Annotated in this window: 16 protein-coding genes; 12 read left to right on the top strand and 4 right to left on the bottom strand. The window is 62.1% G+C overall.

Annotation, left to right across the window (positions count from 1 at the left end):
* The first annotated feature begins 24 nt into the window (after positions 1–24).
* Both BC360_RS07160 and ispG read left to right on the top strand, forming a co-directional pair.
* Positions 25–1,209: an MFS transporter gene (locus BC360_RS07160; protein WP_065794712.1), complete on the top strand. Its 1,185-nt coding sequence runs from the start codon at positions 25–27 to the stop codon at positions 1,207–1,209.
* A gap of 190 nt (positions 1,210–1,399) precedes the next feature.
* A complete protein-coding gene (ispG, locus tag BC360_RS07155; RefSeq protein WP_065794711.1) occupies positions 1,400–2,653 on the top strand; it encodes a flavodoxin-dependent (E)-4-hydroxy-3-methylbut-2-enyl-diphosphate synthase in 1,254 nt (417 codons plus the stop codon).
* A 95-nt stretch (positions 2,654–2,748) separates the two neighbouring features.
* Here the strand turns inward: ispG and BC360_RS07150 are convergent, their stop codons facing one another.
* The 3 genes from BC360_RS07150 to BC360_RS07140 all read right to left on the bottom strand — a co-directional run bounded on the left by BC360_RS07150 (position 2,749) and on the right by BC360_RS07140 (position 5,536).
* Positions 2,749–3,390 (bottom strand): LysE family translocator, encoded by a 642-nt coding sequence (locus BC360_RS07150; RefSeq protein WP_065794710.1) that lies wholly within the window; start codon positions 3,388–3,390, stop codon positions 2,749–2,751.
* 172 nt (positions 3,391–3,562) lie between these two features.
* Positions 3,563–4,618 carry a histidinol-phosphate transaminase gene (gene hisC / locus BC360_RS07145; RefSeq protein WP_065794709.1) on the bottom strand — a complete coding sequence of 352 codons (1,056 nt, stop codon included), beginning with the start codon at positions 4,616–4,618 and terminating at the stop codon, positions 3,563–3,565.
* Between the two features lie 3 nt (positions 4,619–4,621).
* Positions 4,622–5,536 carry a polyprenyl synthetase family protein gene (locus BC360_RS07140; RefSeq protein WP_065794748.1) on the bottom strand — a complete coding sequence of 305 codons (915 nt, stop codon included), beginning with the start codon at positions 5,534–5,536 and terminating at the stop codon, positions 4,622–4,624.
* A 173-nt stretch (positions 5,537–5,709) separates the two neighbouring features.
* On the opposite strand from BC360_RS07140, the gene mtgA reads away from it, so the two are divergent.
* From mtgA to BC360_RS07120, 4 genes are all read left to right on the top strand, one after another.
* Positions 5,710–6,456: a monofunctional biosynthetic peptidoglycan transglycosylase gene (gene mtgA, locus BC360_RS07135; protein WP_065794749.1), complete on the top strand. Its 747-nt coding sequence runs from the start codon at positions 5,710–5,712 to the stop codon at positions 6,454–6,456.
* Between the two features lie 75 nt (positions 6,457–6,531).
* Positions 6,532–7,179, top strand: coding sequence for a glutathione S-transferase family protein (locus BC360_RS07130; protein WP_065794708.1), 648 nt, complete (start codon positions 6,532–6,534; stop codon positions 7,177–7,179).
* 159 nt (positions 7,180–7,338) lie between these two features.
* Positions 7,339–7,524 carry a 50S ribosomal protein L32 gene (gene rpmF, locus BC360_RS07125; RefSeq protein ID WP_025425225.1) on the top strand — a complete coding sequence of 62 codons (186 nt, stop codon included), beginning with the start codon at positions 7,339–7,341 and terminating at the stop codon, positions 7,522–7,524.
* 286 nt (positions 7,525–7,810) lie between these two features.
* Complete coding sequence (locus BC360_RS07120; protein ID WP_025425224.1) at positions 7,811–8,212, top strand: hypothetical protein; 402 nt, start codon at positions 7,811–7,813, stop codon at positions 8,210–8,212.
* A gap of 64 nt (positions 8,213–8,276) precedes the next feature.
* Here the strand turns inward: BC360_RS07120 and phaR are convergent, their stop codons facing one another.
* Positions 8,277–8,855, bottom strand: a complete 579-nt coding sequence (phaR, locus tag BC360_RS07115) for a polyhydroxyalkanoate synthesis repressor PhaR (RefSeq protein WP_065794707.1) — start codon at positions 8,853–8,855, stop codon at positions 8,277–8,279.
* Positions 8,856–9,077: 222 nt separating this feature from the next.
* Here phaR and BC360_RS07110 point away from each other — a divergent pair, with 222 nt between their 5' ends.
* From BC360_RS07110 to fdxA, 6 genes are all read left to right on the top strand, one after another.
* Entirely contained in the window at positions 9,078–10,259 is a 1,182-nt protein-coding gene (locus BC360_RS07110) for an acetyl-CoA C-acetyltransferase (protein ID WP_065794706.1), read from the top strand.
* A gap of 121 nt (positions 10,260–10,380) precedes the next feature.
* A complete protein-coding gene (locus BC360_RS32095; protein WP_065794705.1) occupies positions 10,381–10,632 on the top strand; it encodes a hypothetical protein in 252 nt (83 codons plus the stop codon).
* A gap of 17 nt (positions 10,633–10,649) precedes the next feature.
* Positions 10,650–11,375 (top strand): beta-ketoacyl-ACP reductase, encoded by a 726-nt coding sequence (locus BC360_RS07100; RefSeq protein WP_065794704.1) that lies wholly within the window; start codon positions 10,650–10,652, stop codon positions 11,373–11,375.
* Positions 11,376–12,076: 701 nt separating this feature from the next.
* Positions 12,077–15,064 carry a DEAD/DEAH box helicase gene (locus BC360_RS07095; protein WP_065794703.1) on the top strand — a complete coding sequence of 996 codons (2,988 nt, stop codon included), beginning with the start codon at positions 12,077–12,079 and terminating at the stop codon, positions 15,062–15,064.
* Positions 15,065–15,071: 7 nt separating this feature from the next.
* A complete protein-coding gene (locus BC360_RS07090; protein ID WP_065794702.1) occupies positions 15,072–15,485 on the top strand; it encodes an RNA-binding S4 domain-containing protein in 414 nt (137 codons plus the stop codon).
* Between the two features lie 201 nt (positions 15,486–15,686).
* Positions 15,687–16,025 carry a ferredoxin FdxA gene (gene fdxA, locus BC360_RS07085; protein ID WP_025425217.1) on the top strand — a complete coding sequence of 113 codons (339 nt, stop codon included), beginning with the start codon at positions 15,687–15,689 and terminating at the stop codon, positions 16,023–16,025.
* The last annotated feature ends 386 nt before the right edge of the window (positions 16,026–16,411 follow it).

Below are 16,411 nucleotides of genomic sequence, written 5' to 3'. Positions count from 1 at the left end.
GGCTTCCGGCATAGAGGCAAAATCATGGATCAACGTTCCGCTCCCACCGCCGTCCGGCAGGGTTACATGACCCGCAACCGGCTCGCCGTGTCGCTGCTGTTCCTGATGAACGGTTTCGTCACCGGAAGCTGGGCGCCGAAGATCCCCGAATTCAAGGATCGGCTGGGCATCAGCGAAAGCGTGCTCGGCCTGCTCATCCTGATGTTCGGCATCGGCTCGCTGGTGCTGATGCCGATCGCCGGTGGCTTCATTGCCCGGGTCGGCTCGCAGAAGGTCGTCAAGGTTACGGCCATCCTGCTGTCGCCGCTGCTTTTGCTCTTGACGCTGCTGCCGAACGTCTGGGCTGCCGCCGTCGGCATGTTCCTGCTCGGCGGCTTCGTCGGCGCCATGGACGTGGCAATGAACGCCAATGCGGTCGAGGTCGAAAAATCGATGCGCCGTGCCATCATGTCGTCCTGCCATGCCTATTGGAGCCTCGGTGGCCTGATCGGTGCCGGCATCGGCGGTTTCCTGATGGCGCGCTTCGGCGTCCTGCCGCATGTCATGGTCGTGACGCTGCTCAGCCTCACCGTCATCGCCATCGCCTGGCCGATGATCCTGGCCGACAAGCCGCATCCCACCGCCACCAAGGAGAAGCTCCGCCTGCCGATGACGCCGCTTCCCTGGCTGATCGGCATCATGGCGTTGTTTTCGATGGTGCCGGAGGGAACCGTGCTCGACTGGGGTGCGCTTTACCTGCGCAACGAACTCGGCGCCACCGTCGAACTATCGGGTTTCGGCTTTGCCGCCTTCTCGGCGACCATGGCGACGATGCGCTTTGCCGGCGACCATGTCCGCGATCGCTTCGGCGCCAAGCGGACGCTGCGCATCTGCACGGTGACGGCGCTTGTCGGCATGGTCCTGGCTGGACTCGCGCCGAACGCCTATCTCGCCATCCTCGGTTTCGCGATTGCCGGCATCGGCATTTCCAACATGGTGCCGATCGCGTTTTCGGCCGCCGGCAACATGCCAGGCCTGCAGCCGGGCATCGGGCTCTCGGTCGCAACGTTCATGGGCTATTCCGGCATGCTGTTCGCACCGTCGCTGATCGGCTTTGTTGCCGAGCACACCGGCTTTGCGATCATCTTCGCCTCGGTGCCGGTGCTGTTCATCGTGGTGCTCCTGCTGTCCCATCATGCGGTGCATGCGGACCACGCAAAAGGGCATTGAGGCCGGGCGCCTGCCATCAAATCGCCGTCAGGGCATGATGTCGCCGTTGACAATGATGCTTTCCTCATCCACCTGATGGACGAAAAGCAGGAGCGGGGCGGGCAAAAGCTTATGCGGTTTTCCGTCCGCATCCCGCTCAGAAACGATGAGACCAGGTCACAGGCGTGACCTGGGGGACCAAGAGGCCTTCATGTCTGCCGCCTTCGATTTTGATCCGCAGCCCCGCCGTGCGTCCGTCGCCGTCGATGTCGGCGGTGTCATAGTCGGCGGCGGTGCGCCGGTGGTCGTCCAGTCGATGACCAATACCGACACCGCCGATATCGACGGAACGGTGGCGCAGGTGGCGGCCCTTCACAAAGCCGGCTCGGAGCTGGTGCGCATCACCGTCGACCGCGACGAGAGTGCGGCTGCCGTGCCGAAGATCCGTGATCGGCTGCTGCGCCTCGGCCTCGACGTCCCGCTCGTCGGCGATTTCCATTATATCGGCCACAAGCTGCTTGCCGACCATCCGGCCTGCGCCGAGGCGCTGGCGAAGTACCGCATCAATCCGGGCAATGTCGGCTTCAAGGACAAGAAGGACAAACAGTTCGCCGAGATCGTCGAGATGGCGATCCGCTACGACAAGCCGGTGCGCATCGGCGTCAACTGGGGCTCGCTCGACCAGGAGCTGTTGACGCGGCTGATGGACGAGAACCAGGCGAATGGTTTTCCGCTGACCGCCCAACAGGTGACACGCGAGACCATCGTGCAGTCGGCCCTTCTTTCGGCCGAGCTTGCCGAAGACATCGGCCTGCCGCGCAACCGCATCATTCTTTCGGCCAAGGTTTCGGGCGTCCAGGACCTGATCGCCGTCTATGCCATGCTGTCGACGCGCTCCGATCATGCGCTGCATCTGGGTCTCACCGAAGCCGGCATGGGCACCAAGGGCATCGTCGCCTCCTCCGCCTCGCTCGGCATTCTCATGCAGCAGGGTATCGGCGACACGATCCGCATCTCGCTGACGCCGGAGCCGGGCGGCGACCGCACCCGCGAGGTGCAGGTGGCGCAGGAGCTGCTGCAGGTTATGGGCTTCCGCCAGTTCATTCCCGTCGTTGCCGCTTGTCCGGGATGCGGCCGCACGACGTCGACGGTGTTTCAGGAACTCGCCCAGAAGATTCAGGACGACATCCGCCGCAACATGCCGGTCTGGCGTGAGAAATATCCGGGTGTCGAAGGCCTCAAGGTCGCGGTCATGGGCTGCATCGTCAACGGCCCCGGCGAAAGCAAGCATGCCGATATCGGCATCTCGCTGCCGGGTACCGGCGAAACGCCGGCAGCACCGGTCTTCATCGACGGCCAGAAGGCAATGACCCTGCGCGGCCCTGATATCGCCGGCGATTTCGAGACGCTCGTTTCCGACTATATCGAGAAACGCTACGGCCAGGGCCAGGCTGCGGCCGAATAGAGCGCTTCCAGGAAAAGTGCGAAGCGGTTTTCCGCCAGGAAATGCGTAAAAACAAAGAGATAGAGCGATTCTTCTTGAGCCGGAAGCGTTCTAGGTCAGAGCCGCGTCGTCAGCAATTTCAATCCTGCGAAAGCGAAGAAGCCCGCCATCAGGCTCTCGATGACGCGCCGCGACTTGAGATAGCCGCGGTGCACCGGCGGCAGCGAGAACACGATCGCAAAACCGCAGAACGTCACGAGACCGAGCACCATGCAGCCGGCGATGAAGGCTGCGGTAACGGTAGTCGGTGCGCCGGCGGGCATGCCGAGCGAGACCAGCATGATCCAGGAGAAAATGGCCTTGGGATTGGTCAGGTGGATGCCGAGCCCCTTGAGATAGAGCTTCTTCAGCGAGGCCTGTGCCTGACCCGGCATCGCCGCTCGTGGCGTCTGTCCACGCATGGCGGCGCGCAGCGCGTTGTAGGCGAGCCAGAACAGATAGCAGGCACCAGCGATCTTCAGGATGACGAGCACCTGTCCGTAGGCGCTGATGAGCGCGGAAAGGCCGGATGCCGTCAGCATCGCCCAGGTGTAGCTGCCCGAGAGCACGCCGAAGGCAAGCGCCAGGCCCGCCTTGCGCCCCTGGCTGATCGAGGTGGTGATGATCGCAAGCACGGCCGGGCCCGGCGATGCGGTCACAATCAGATAGGCGGTCCAGGCGACCGCGAGTTGCGAGAGGTAAGGCGAAAGGTCGAACATGGACAGGGCCCCGGCATGGATCGCTGGATCCTTACAGCGCCGCGCGTCTATTTAGACGCGCAAAGGTCGCTGTAACACTTTGAGTTGCTGCATAATTCCTTGAATCGATTCCGATTTAAGGAATTATGCAGTAGCGAATGGGTCTTTCGCGGCCAAGTGGCAGAGCCACGGATCATAGAATGTCGTCGAGCGCCTCGATCAGCCGCGCGCATTCGGCATCGGTGCCGACGGTGATGCGCAGGAAATCGGAGATCCGCGGCTTGGCGAAATGGCGCACGAGCACGGCGCGGTCGCGAAGCGCCTGCATCAGCGTCTCGCCGGATTGGCCGGAATGGCGGGCGAAAACGAAATTCGCCTCAGACGGCAGGACCTCGAAGCCGCGCTCGGCGAGCTGACCGGTGAGGCGCTGACGCGATGCGATGATCTTCTCGCGCGTCGTTTCGAACCAGGCCTCGTCTTCAATCGCAGCGATCGCTCCGGCCTGGGCCGGGCGGCCAAGCGGGTAGGAGTTGAAGCTGTCCTTCACCCGCTCCAGCGCCTCGATCAGCGGCCGCTGGCCGATGGCGAAGCCGACGCGCAGGCCGGCGAGCGCACGGGACTTGGAGAAGGTCTGGACGACCAGCAGGTTCTCGTATTTCGGCACCAGCGCGATCGCCGACTGGCCGCCGAAGTCGATATAGGCCTCGTCGATGACGACCGGCTGCTCCGGATGGGCGGCAACGAGGCGCTCGATTTCGGCAAGCGGCAAGCCGATGCCGGTCGGTGCATTCGGATTGGGCAGGATGATGGCACCGCACGCCCTGTCGTAATCGGCAAGGTCGATGCGGAATTGCGCGTCGAGCGGCACTTCGACGGCGTCGATCGCAAACAGCCGGGCGTAAGTCGAGTAGAAGCTGTAGGAAATGTCGGGGTAGAGCAGCGGAGCGTCGTGCTTCAAGAGCCCGGCAAAGATGTGGGCGAGAACCTCGTCCGAACCATTGCCGACGAAGACCTCGCCGGCGGTGACCCCGTGACGGGCGGCGATCGTTTCACGCAGGCGAAGCGCTAAGGGGTCGGGGTAGAGCCTGAGATCGCCGTTGGCCGCCGCGGTGATCGCGCTCAGAACCTTGTCCGACGGGCCGTACGGGCTCTCGTTGGTGTTGAGCTTGACGAGGTTGGCGATGCGCGGCTGCTCGCCCGGCACATAGGGCTTGAGCGTCGAAACGATGGGCGACCAGTATTTGCTCACGGTTCAATTCCTGCGATTGGCGATGAAGCGGGCGGTTTCGGCAAGGATAGACGAACGTTCGCCATAGGGTTCGAGCAGAGCTTCGGCCTCTGCCACCAACTGTTCCAGCCGGCTTTCGGCCCAGGCCTGTCCGTGGAGGGCGACGAGCGTGCCCTTGCCGCGCGCGGCATCCTTGCCGGTTGCCTTGCCCATGGTCTCGGCGTCGGCCGTGAGGTCGAGCAGGTCGTCGGCGAGTTGGAAGGCCAGGCCGATCTTTTCGCCGAAGCTGCGCAGACGCTGGCGGTCGATCGCGCCGGCGCCGGCAACGATGGCGCCCGCCTCGCAGGCAAAGCGCAGAAGCGCGCCGGTCTTCATCGCCTGCAGAGTGACGATGCCAGCTTCATCAGGAGTGGATTTTTCTGCCGCAAGGTCGAGCGCCTGTCCGCCTGCCATGCCGCCATGGCCGGCAGCGCGCGCCAGCGCAAGCACGAGTGCGGTCTTCTGTGCGTCGGCAAGCGGCGTTTCCGGCGATGCGATGATGTCGAAGGCGAAGGTCAGCAGGCTGTCGCCGGCCAGAATGGCCGTGGCCTCATCGAAGGCCTTGTGCACGGTCGGCTGGCCGCGCCGGATGTCGTCGTCGTCCATCGCCGGCAGGTCGTCATGGACCAGTGAGTAGCAGTGGACGCATTCGAGCGCAGCACCAACACGAAGTGCTGCATCGAAGCTTCCGCCCAGCAGGCTGGCGCATTCGATCACCAGAAACGGGCGCAGCCGCTTGCCGCCGTTGAGCACGCCATGGCGCATCGCGCCGAGCAGGTTTTCCGGTCGCCCGATCTCGTCGGGCTCGATGCTCAAACCCAGCAGACGTCCGAGCAGCGTCTCGATCGCATGCGCGTTGCGTTTCAATTGGGTCTCGAAGGTCGGTGCTTCCTGTCTCATGCAGCGCTCTTTGACATGCGCGAAAGGCGCTTTCAACGGGCTTTCGTGTCGCGGCGGTGCGCTTTGTCGAGGACAGACCTGTGAGCGCCTTGCCTTTTGCCAGAAAGCCCGTTCAACTTTGCCAGCCCATGCACTAAGAGAAACGGATGGACAGAGAGGTGGACAGTCAGGCCGTGGACATCGTTCCCGAGGCGCGTGAGGAGGGCGATATGTCCGCCAGTCGCTGGTCGTCCCTCCGTCGGACGTGGCGCTTGCATCGCCGTCGCATCGTTCTTGCCGTTGTCGGCCTGTTGCTTCTGCCCTATGCGCTGATCGCGCTCTATCTCATCGACTTCATTCGCCCGGTTTCGACGCTGATGCTGCGCGACCTCGTCCTTTTGCGCGGCTATAACAGGCAGTGGGTCGAATTCGACCAAATAGCCCCGGCGCTGGTGCAATCGGTGATGATGTCGGAGGATGGCCAGTTCTGCGTCCACGACGGCGTCGACTGGGGGCAGATGCGCGGCGTGGTGGAGGATGCGCTCGAGGGGGAATCGACGCGCGGCGCCAGCACCATCCCGATGCAGACGGTGAAGAACCTCTTTCTCTGGAACGGCCGCTCCTTCGTGCGCAAGGCGATGGAACTGCCGCTCGCCATCGTCGCCGACTTCGTCTGGAGCAAACGGCGGATGATGGAAATCTACCTGAACGTCGCCGAATGGGGCGATGGCATCTACGGCATCGAGGCTGCCGCCCGCCACCATTTCGGCGTTTCCGCCGCCAAGCTTTCCAGGCGGCAGGCCGCCTTGCTCGCGGTTTCGCTGCCCAATCCGAAAGAGCGCAACGCCGGAAAACCGGGGCGCGGACTGAAGCGCCTGGCATCGCTGATCGAGCGCCGGGCCAGCCGGTCGGGCGGATACATCACCTGCCTTTATGATTGAGATGACGTCTATTCATTGGTCCTGATGCTCGCCGTGGCCTAAGGGTTACGGCAGGATGCATAGGGAGATCCAATCGTGAGCAAGCTCGTCCTTTACGTCGGTAACAAGAACTACTCGTCCTGGTCGCTGCGGCCCTGGTTGGCGCTCGAAGCCTCAGGCATTGCCTTCGAGGACATCGTCATTCCCTTCGATTTTGCAGCCGGGAACCCCAAGCTCCGGGAAATCTCGCCAACCGGACGGGTGCCGCTTCTCGTGCACGGTGACGTCAAGATCTGGGAGTCGCTGGCGATCATCGAATATGTCGCCGAGCTGGTTCCGGCGGCTGGCCTGTGGCCGGAAGAGCAACAGGACCGGGCGCGTGCGCGCAGCTATGCCTGCGAGATGCTGTCCGGCTTTCGCGCCTTGCGCAGTGCCTGCCCGATGAACATCCGCCGGCAGAAACAGGCGCTTGAGGTTTCCGACGACGTGCGCGCCGATGTCGCCCGCATCGAGACGGTCTGGGCGGAGGCGCTTGCGCGCTCCGGCGGTCCGTTCCTCTTCGGACCGTTTACCGCGGCGGACGCGATGTACGCGCCTGTGGTTAACCGCTTCGACGTCTACAATCTCGTTAGCGACCCGGTGACTTTGGAGTATATGGAGCGGGTAAAGGCGCATCCGGCGTCCCGCAAATGGGAAGCGGCCGCACGAGCGGAGCCGTGGATCGTTGCCGAAGACGAAGTTTGACTTGATCTCTTCGCGAGGGCGAGTCGAAAAATTGCGCTCGGGGACTGGTCAAGCGGCAGTTCGCCATGTATAAGCGCGCCAAATTTCCGTGATTAACATCTGTTTTATCCGGCCATTTCGGCTGCTGAACAGTGTTTTGCCCGATAAGTGGAGAATGAAATGGCTGTACCTAAAAGAAAAACGAGCCCGTCCAAGCGTGGCATGCGCCGTTCTGCCGACGCCCTCAAGACGCCGACCTACATCGAAGACAAGAACTCCGGTGAACTGCGTCGCCCGCACCACATCGACCTGAAGACCGGCATGTACCGTGGTCGCCAGGTTCTGACCCCGAAGGAAAGCGCATAAGCGCTGACATTGGCGGACCGAGTTAAGGGCTGGCTTTGCCAGCCCTTTTCTTTTGCATGCCTGACATCTTCTCGACGGAGAGGACGGCTAATACCAACCCAGGTTGGCATTACAGCGCCGCGCCTGTTCAGGCGCGCAAGGGTCGCAGTAACACTTTGATCTGCTGCACAATTTTGTCCCTAAATCGAATCCGATCTGGGGAATTGTGCGGTAAGTAAGCGTGGTGATCTCTGGCGTCACGTGGCGCATGCGGCGATCACCCATCGAAGAGGGAGCGCATTTGTTCATGCTTGCCGCCATTCCATTGCTGATCCTGCCCTTTGCCATCTACAACCTTGCCATGCTCGGTCTCTTCGGCGGCACGGCCGGGCTGGGTGCCGGCGTGATGTCGCTGTCCATGCTTTCCGGCGCGACATGGGCGATGAGCTTCGGCGACCTCCTGATCGTCGTGGCCCTGCTTCTGCTGTTCGTGGAAATTCTCAAGGCGACCCGGACCGGCACGCGGGCGCTGATGGACCATCTGTTGTCGATGGTGCTGTTCATCGCGTTCCTGGTCGAGTTCCTGCTGGTCGCCCCGGCGGCGACGCAGATCTTCTTCATCCTGATGACGATCAGCTTCATCGACGTCATCGCCGGCTTCTCCGTGTCGATGCGATCGGCCGGCCGGGATGTATCAATCGGTCTTTGAAGAAGACTGAAGAAATCTCACAACGCCGCGTGTCGATGAGGGCCGCGGCGTTGTCGCGAAACGCTCAACCGAGGTTGTCGAGCTTGGTCTGAAGGGCCCGCAATTGCTCCTTCAACTCGTCGATATCCTTGGCTTCCGCCTTCTTGGTTTCCTTGACAGGAGGCGAGGCGATGAACGGCGAAAACATCTGCATCGCCTGATGGAACATTTCGGTGTTGCGGCGAACCTGCTCCTCGACCAGTTGCAGCGGTGCCTGCAGGTTCTTGCCGAGCGGCGTGTCGCCGAAGGCCTTGTTGATCTGTTCGCGCATCTGCACCTGCTGCTCGGTAAAGGCCTGCATCGAGTGCTCGAGATAGCTCGGCACGACCATCTGCATCTGGTCGCCGTAGAATGAAATCAGCTGGCGCAAGAACGAAATCGGCAGCAGCGTGTTGCCGGTCTTGGATTCCTGCTCGAAGATGATCTGCGTCAGAACCGAATGGGTAATGTCTTCGCCGGACTTGGCATCCTGCACGGTAAAGTCTTCGCCCTTCTTCACCATCACGGCCAGGTCGTCGAGCGTGACGTAGGTGCTGGTCCCGGTGTTGTAGAGCCGCCGGTTCGCATATTTCTTGATTACGATCTGGCCTTCGTTCTTCGCCATCAGGGTCTCCTCATTACCCGCGGTCCGTCTTTTTCTACTTTTCAGAGTATCCGCAAACGAATGCCGCTGACAATGTCTTTGTGCGATGCGGCGACGCAAGTGCGAAATCTCGCAGTCGGTGCTGGATGACGGTTTTGCGGCAGTGCATCAAGGTGTTTGACTTGCGCCCCGCGCTTTGCCAGTCTGCTGCCGTACCGCAAGAAAATCTGAGGAAACGTCCCCATGAGCAATCCCTCCATCGTGATCGCCAGCGCGGCCCGTACCGCCGTCGGATCCTTCAACGGTGCCTTCGGCAACACACCGGCCCATGAGCTTGGCGCCGCCGTCATCAAAGCGGTGCTCGAACGCGCCGGCGTCGAGGCGAGCGAGGTCGATGAGGTGATCCTCGGGCAGGTGCTGCAGGCAGGCGAAGGCCAGAACCCGGCGCGCCAGGCCGCGATGAAGGCGGGCATTCCGCCGGAAAAAACCGCCTGGGGCATGAACCAGCTCTGCGGCTCCGGCCTGCGCGCCGTCGCGCTCGGCATGCAGCAGATCGCCAGCGGCGATGCCGACATCATCATTGCCGGCGGCATGGAGTCGATGTCGATGGCGCCGCACTGCTCGCACCTGCGTGGCGGTGTGAAGATGGGCGACTTCAAGATGATCGACACGATGATCAAGGATGGCCTGACGGACGCCTTCTACGGCTACCACATGGGCATCACCGCGGAGAATGTCGCGCGCCAGTGGCAGCTGACCCGTGAAGAGCAGGACCAGTTCGCGCTCGCCTCGCAGAACAAGGCCGAGGCCGCGCAGAAGGCTGGCCGCTTCGCCGACGAGATCGTTCCGTTCGTGGTCAAGGGCCGCAAGGGCGACGTCGTCGTCGACCAGGATGAATATATCCGTCACGGCGCCACGCTCGACCAGATGACCAAGCTGCGTCCGGCCTTCGACAAGGAAGGAACAGTGACTGCCGGCAACGCGTCGGGCCTCAATGATGGCGCCGCCGCCACCCTGCTGATGACCGAGGCAGAGGCCTCCAAGCGCGGCATTCAGCCGCTCGCGCGCATCGTCTCCTGGGCAACGGCCGGTGTCGATCCGCAGGTGATGGGCACGGGCCCGATCCCGGCATCGCGCAAGGCGCTGGAGAAGGCCGGCTGGGCTATCGGCGACGTCGAACTGGTGGAAGCCAACGAAGCCTTCGCGGCGCAGGCCTGCGCGGTCAACAAGGACCTCGGCTGGGACCCGTCGATCGTCAACGTCAACGGCGGTGCGATTGCGATCGGTCACCCGATCGGCGCGTCGGGCGCCCGTGTTCTCAACACGCTGTTGTTCGAAATGAAGCGTCGCGGTGTTTCCAAGGGCCTTGCGACGCTGTGCATCGGCGGCGGCATGGGTGTCGCCATGTGCGTCGAGCGTCTCTAACCGGCCCGGCCGCATGCGTCATGTCAGCGGATTGATCCTTTCAGTCCTGTTCGTCGCGTCGTCGGCGGCTCAAGCGCATGCGAGTCCCCCGCCGTTCGAACAGGCGAAGGTGGTTCAGTGCATGCTGGACCACACGACGTCCGATGACGAAACGATCTTCAAGAATCTGATCGTCGCTGCGCTCAACGACGACAGCGACAACGTCAAATCGCATCTCATTCAGGTGAGCAGCCTGATGATGAACCTCGCGCTGATGAAGTGCGAGGTTGGAATGTCCATGCTTGCCGATCCGCAGTTTCAGGCCGCGGCCAAGACCTACGGGCAGCATCTGGGCGAAAAACTGATCAAGAAGGCCTTTGATAAACTGAATTAATCAAGTGGGAGGCGAGCATGAGCAGGGTAGCATTGGTTACGGGCGGATCACGCGGCATTGGCGCTGCGATTTCCATCGCGCTGAAGAATGCAGGATACAGGGTTGCTGCCAACTATGCCGGCAATGACGAGAAGGCTCAGGCCTTCAGGGAAGAAACCGGCATCCCGGTCTACAAGTGGGATGTCTCCAACTATCAGTCCTGCGTCGAGGGCATTGCCAAGGTCGAAGCCGACCTCGGGCCGGTCGAAGTGCTCGTCAACAACGCCGGCATCACCCGCGATGCCATGTTCCACAAGATGACGCCGGAGCAATGGGGCGAGGTGGTCAACACCAACCTGACCGGCCTGTTCAACATGACCCATCCGGTCTGGACGGGCATGCGCGACCGCAGCTTCGGGCGCGTGATCAACATTTCGTCGATCAACGGCCAGAAGGGCCAGATGGGGCAGGCGAATTATTCGGCCGCCAAGGCCGGTGACCTTGGCTTCACCAAGGCGCTCTCGCAGGAAGGGGCTGCCAAGGGCATCACTGTCAATGCAATCTGCCCGGGTTACATCGGCACTGAAATGGTGCGGGCGATACCGGAAAAGGTTCTCAACGAGCGGATCATTCCGCAGATCCCGGTCGGCCGCCTGGGCGAGCCGGAGGAGATTGCGCGCTGCGTGGTTTTCCTCGCATCCGACGATGCCGGCTTCATCACGGGCTCGACGATCTCTGCCAATGGCGGGCAGTTTTTCGTCTGATCCGTCAGCCTTCGGCGAATTCGACGGCGCTCCCTTGGGGGCGCCGTTGGCGTTTGCATCGCCCGCCTGGCGCGGCCGCAAGTGGTTAACGACGCCGTGCGGACTGCCGAAAAATGGCAGAAAGCCATTGCCGAATCTGTTGTTCGTCTCGCGCGAAGACACTATATGTTGTGGAGAACAAAAATGGAACGTGATGATGTCTGCGATTCGTCGTCGATTCGTTCCGGCTTTAATCGTTGTATTAATGTGGCGATTCTCATTCCTTGATTCCGCTGAATCCACCGGAATCTTCGGTTAAAATTTCCTAAACTTTCCAGAGTCTTGGATTCCGAATCCTTTGTCACTTTTAACGCTTCGGCAACCTGGGTTAACGCCCGTGGTACGCCCAGCACTCGGTACCGGCGGCGTGATTCAGCATGTGGTGCAAGATTGGCAGTTGAAATCTATATGTAGCCGTGAACATACAGTGAATCGAGTGGAGTCAGCGATTCGTCGCCGATTCGTTCCATGGCTGTTCCGAGTCTTAATTTCGCGCATCCAGATATGGTGGTGCGGACCGCCTCAGGTTTGCCGGGAAATGGTTTTAGTTGCCGGCGCCCCTTGCGTTTGCTGCGGTGCGTGGGCATGTGTTTGCCGCCGGCGCGTAAAGGCGCCTCTTATGTTTCTGAATGCCCGGGATCGATGACGTGTCCGTTCACCCCATGATCCTGAGCGGCCGCGGCGTAACCGCGGTGCTCGGGCCAACCAATACCGGCAAGACGCATTATGCGATCGAGCGTATGGTCGCGCACGACAGCGGCGTCATCGGGCTGCCGCTGCGCCTTTTGGCGCGCGAGGTCTATACCCGTGTCGTCGAAAAGGTCGGCCACCACAACGTCGCGCTGATCACCGGCGAGGAAAAGATCACCCCACACCGCGCCCGCTATTCGGTCTGCACCGTCGAAGCGATGCCGCGCGAGACGACGGCATCCTTCGTGGCGATCGACGAGGTGCAGCTCGCCGGCGATCTCGAGCGTGGGCACATTTTCACCGACAGGCTGCTCTACCTGCGCGGACGCGGGGAGACGTTGTTGCTCGGGGCCGCGACGATGCGGCCGCTCCTCGAACAGTTGCTGCCGGGCATCACCGTCGTCGAACGGCCGCGCATGTCGCAGCTGCTCTATGCCGGGTCGAAGAAGATCACCCGCCTGCCGCATCGTTCGGCCATCGTCGCCTTCTCGGCCGACGAGGTCTATGCGATTGCCGAGTTGATCCGCCGCCAGCGCGGCGGCGCCGCCGTCGTTCTCGGGGCGCTGTCGCCGCGCACCCGCAACGCGCAGGTCGCGCTCTATCAGGAAGGCGATGTCGAATATCTGGTCGCAACCGATGCGATCGGCATGGGGCTGAACCTCGATGTCGACCATGTTGCCTTTGCCCAGGACCGCAAGTTCGACGGCTACCAGTTCCGCAATCTCAATCCGGCCGAACTGGCGCAGATCGCGGGGCGTGCCGGGCGCCATGTGCGGGACGGTACGTTCGGCGTCACCGGCCGGGTCGATCCGTTCGACAACGAACTCGTGCACCGCATCGAGTCGCATGAATTCGATCCGCTCAAGGTGCTGCAGTGGCGCTCGAAGGCGTTCGATTACGCTTCGCTGGCCGCTCTGAAGCGGAGCCTCGATGCTGCGCCGACGATTCCGGGACTTGCGCGCGCACTACCTGCGGTGGATCAGCAGGCGTTCGAACATTTGTCGCGCTATCCCGAAGTGGCCGATCTGGCGACCGCGCCCGACCGGGTCGAGAAATTGTGGGAAGCCTGTGCTCTGCCGGATTATCGCCGCATTACACCGGCTCAACACGCCGATCTGATCTCCACGATCTATGCCGACCTCGTCCGTCGCGGTACCGTGAACGAGGATTTCATGGCCGAACAGGTCCGGCGGGCGGATTTTACCGATGGCGAGATCGACACACTTTCGGCGCGAATCGCGCAGATCAGAACCTGGACTTATGTGTCGAACCGGCCCGGATGGCTTGCCGATCCGACACACTGGCAAGAAAAGACGCGGGAAATTGAAGATCGATTGTCCGACGCACTACATGAACGGTTGACGAAACGCTTTGTTGATCGCAGGACATCTGTGCTCATGAAGCGCCTGAGAGAGAATGCTATGCTGGAAGCTGAAATCAGTGTGAATGGTGACGTCTTCGTTGAAGGCCATCACGTAGGACAACTAACCGGTTTCCGGTTTACGCTGGCGACCGGCGGAGACGGACCGGACGCCAAGGCCGTGCAGGGTGCTGCGCAGAAAGCGCTGGCGCTTGAGTTCGAAGCGCGTGCGGCGCGGCTGCACGCCTCCGGCAATGGCGACCTTGCGCTGTCATCCGACGGCCTGGTGCGTTGGCTCGGCGATCCGGTAGCCCGGCTTGCGGCCAGCGACCATGTCATGCGTCCGCGCGTCATCCTGCTTGCCGACGAGCAGCTGCAGGCCAATGCGCGCGAGCATGTCGTCGCCCGCATCGAGCGCTTCGTGAACCATCATATCGGCACCGTCTTGAAGCCGCTCGACGATATCTCGCGCGCCGAGGATCTCGAAGGCCTCGCCAAGGGCCTGGCGTTCCAGCTCGTCGAAAATCTCGGCGTGTTGTTCCGCCGCGACGTCGCCGAAGAGGTGAAATCACTGGACCAGGACGGCCGCGCCTCGATCCGCAAGTACGGTGTCCGCTTCGGCGCCTACCATATCTTCCTGCCCGCGCTGTTGAAGCCGGCCCCGGCCGAGCTCATCACGCTGCTCTGGGCGTTGAAGAACGACGGTCTCGACAAGCCCGGCTATGGCGATCTCATTCCGATGCTGGCTGCCGGCCGCACCTCTGTTGTCACCGATCCCTCGTTCGAGCGGACCTTCTACAAGCTGGCGGGCTTCCGTTTCCTCGGCAAGCGTGCCGTTCGCATCGACATCCTCGAGCGTCTGGCGGATCTCATCCGCCCGTTGCTGCAGTGGAAGCCGGGCGCGCAGCCGCGTCCGGAAGGCGCCTATGACGGCCGTCGATTCACCGCAACGACCTCCATGCTTTCCATTCTCGGTGCGACGCCGGATGACATGGAAGAAATTCTCAAGGGTCTTGGCTACCGCGCCGACAGCGTGAAGGCCGAGGATGCCGCCGCGTTCCTGGCAAGCCAGGGCGGTGCGCCGGAGGCCCCGAGCGAAGCCTCAGCCGAAGCTGCTGCCGATCACGACGACGCCGATGCAGGCGGCGACGGCGAGCCGGCGGCTGAAGCTGAGGCATCTGCCTCCGTCGAGCCGGCGAGCGCCGAAGGCGAAGCTGCCGCTTCCCAGGTGACCGCGGACGAGGGAGCCGAGGCTGCCGAAGCCAAGCCGGTCCTTCTCTGGCGTCCGGGCACCCGCCAGGACAATCAGCGCCAGGGTGGTCGTCATCAGGGCGATCAGCGCCGTGGTGGCCAGCGTCACGGCCAGGGTCAGGGCGAGGGACGCGAAGGCGGCCGCAAGGGCGGCGCACCGGCGCGCGGCAAGCGGCAAGAGGGCAAGCCTGAGGGTGGCCAGCGGCAGGACCGCCATGATCGTCACGATCGCGGCGGCAAGCCCAACGCGGCCAAGTTCGAGGCGCGTCCGCCCCGCAAGGAGAAGCCGATCGATCCGGATTCGCCCTTTGCCAAGCTTGCTGCTCTCAAGGAGCAGATGAAGAAGTAGGAACGCCATGGAGAAACAGTCAACGTCCAACCCGGCATCGCGCCAGCGTCTCGACAAATGGCTGTTCTTCACGCGCCTGTTGAAGTCCCGCTCGCTCGCCCAAAAGGCGATCGAGGCGGGGCATGTCGCTGTCAATGACGAGCGGGTCAAACAATCCTCCTTCCAGGTGAAGGTTGGCGATGTGCTCGCCTTGTCGCTCGAGCGGCGCGACGTGATCGTGCGGGTGCTTTTGCCCGGCGAGCGGCGCGGTCCTTACGAGGAGGCGCGGCTGCTCTACGAGGACCTGACGCCGACGGAACCGCGGGAAAAACTGTCGGCCTTCGACCTGGCGACGCGCGAGCCCGGAGCCGGGCGCCCCACCAAGAAAGAGCGGCGCGAAACCGACCGGCTGAAGCCCGGTTTCAATCCGCTCGACGATTAGAAAACTCTGCCTTCAGCGCGGCGTTTCGCGCATTGAATATTCTTGCAAAGGGTCCATAAAGCCTTTACCTGACAACCCACGTTGGGTGCATCGGTCTTGCTTCGGCAGCTATGCGCGCCGGACATTCCTAGCATGCGCGGACATGAGCATCACCATTGATTGCCGTCCGCCATCAAACGTGAGCCTTGGCTGGAGTACCTCATGACGTATGTCGTGACCGACAATTGCATTCGCTGCAAGTACATGGATTGCGTTGAAGTCTGCCCGGTGGACTGCTTCTACGAAGGCGAGAATTTTCTCGTCATTCATCCCGACGAATGCATCGATTGCGGCGTCTGCGAGCCGGAATGTCCTGCCGAGGCGATCAAGCCCGATACCGAGCCGGGCCTTGATATGTGGTTGAAAGTGAACGCTGATTTTGCCACCAAGTGGCCGAATGTCACCATCAAGCGCGACGCGATGCCGGAAGCCAAGGAAATGGACGGGGTCGAAGGCAAGTACGAGAAGTACTTCTCTGCCGAACCTGGTCAGGGCGACTGAGGCGTTCGGTTCCGGTCCGTTCGCCGAGGCTGACGAAACGATAGTGACCCCAGCGTCAAATCTGGGGAAAATCAGGCTCCGCCCTCGCAACTGCGAGAATGGCGGCTTGATGGCTGCCATGCAGCAAATTATTGATTTCCGCAGTTTTTTGTGATAGGGTCCTTCTACTGATCCACAGAGGGTGTTTTTGCGCGCCCGAAAACCTCACGAAAGCAAACGATCTCCACAGCGCGGCTTTTCCAGATACGCACCGTTGCGTTTCTCTATTGTGACCGCGTTTGATGGGACCGTTTGCGTTCCTTTGGACGGACCAGGATGGACCCACCCGGCGGTATCCCCGTCTATCCCGGGCCTCACTGACCCGGCCCCGGCCAAGAATGGCCGGG

Source organism: Ensifer sp. LC163 (assembly GCF_001695855.1).
Lineage (GTDB): Bacteria > Pseudomonadota > Alphaproteobacteria > Rhizobiales > Rhizobiaceae > Ensifer.
Note: the sequence above shows the minus strand (reverse complement) of the source record. Positions and strands in the feature narration are given on the sequence as shown.

Bases quoted from the DNA above. Each gene is read 5' to 3' on its own strand.
- BC360_RS07160 (WP_065794712.1), top strand. From the start codon at position 25: ATGGATCAACGTTCCGCTCCCACCGCCGTCCGGCAGGGTTACATGACC.
- ispG (WP_065794711.1), top strand. From the start codon at position 1,400: ATGTCTGCCGCCTTCGATTTTGATCCGCAGCCCCGCCGTGCGTCCGTC.
- BC360_RS07150 (WP_065794710.1), bottom strand. From the start codon at position 3,390: ATGTTCGACCTTTCGCCTTACCTCTCGCAACTCGCGGTCGCCTGGACC.
- BC360_RS07140 (WP_065794748.1), bottom strand. From the start codon at position 5,536: ATGAGACAGGAAGCACCGACCTTCGAGACCCAATTGAAACGCAACGCG.
- rpmF (WP_025425225.1), top strand. From the start codon at position 7,339: ATGGCTGTACCTAAAAGAAAAACGAGCCCGTCCAAGCGTGGCATGCGC.
- BC360_RS07120 (WP_025425224.1), top strand. From the start codon at position 7,811: ATGCTTGCCGCCATTCCATTGCTGATCCTGCCCTTTGCCATCTACAAC.
- phaR (WP_065794707.1), bottom strand. From the start codon at position 8,855: ATGGCGAAGAACGAAGGCCAGATCGTAATCAAGAAATATGCGAACCGG.
- BC360_RS07110 (WP_065794706.1), top strand. From the start codon at position 9,078: ATGAGCAATCCCTCCATCGTGATCGCCAGCGCGGCCCGTACCGCCGTC.
- BC360_RS32095 (WP_065794705.1), top strand. From the start codon at position 10,381: ATGCTGGACCACACGACGTCCGATGACGAAACGATCTTCAAGAATCTG.
- BC360_RS07100 (WP_065794704.1), top strand. From the start codon at position 10,650: ATGAGCAGGGTAGCATTGGTTACGGGCGGATCACGCGGCATTGGCGCT.
- BC360_RS07095 (WP_065794703.1), top strand. From the start codon at position 12,077: ATGATCCTGAGCGGCCGCGGCGTAACCGCGGTGCTCGGGCCAACCAAT.
- BC360_RS07090 (WP_065794702.1), top strand. From the start codon at position 15,072: ATGGAGAAACAGTCAACGTCCAACCCGGCATCGCGCCAGCGTCTCGAC.
- fdxA (WP_025425217.1), top strand. From the start codon at position 15,687: ATGACGTATGTCGTGACCGACAATTGCATTCGCTGCAAGTACATGGAT.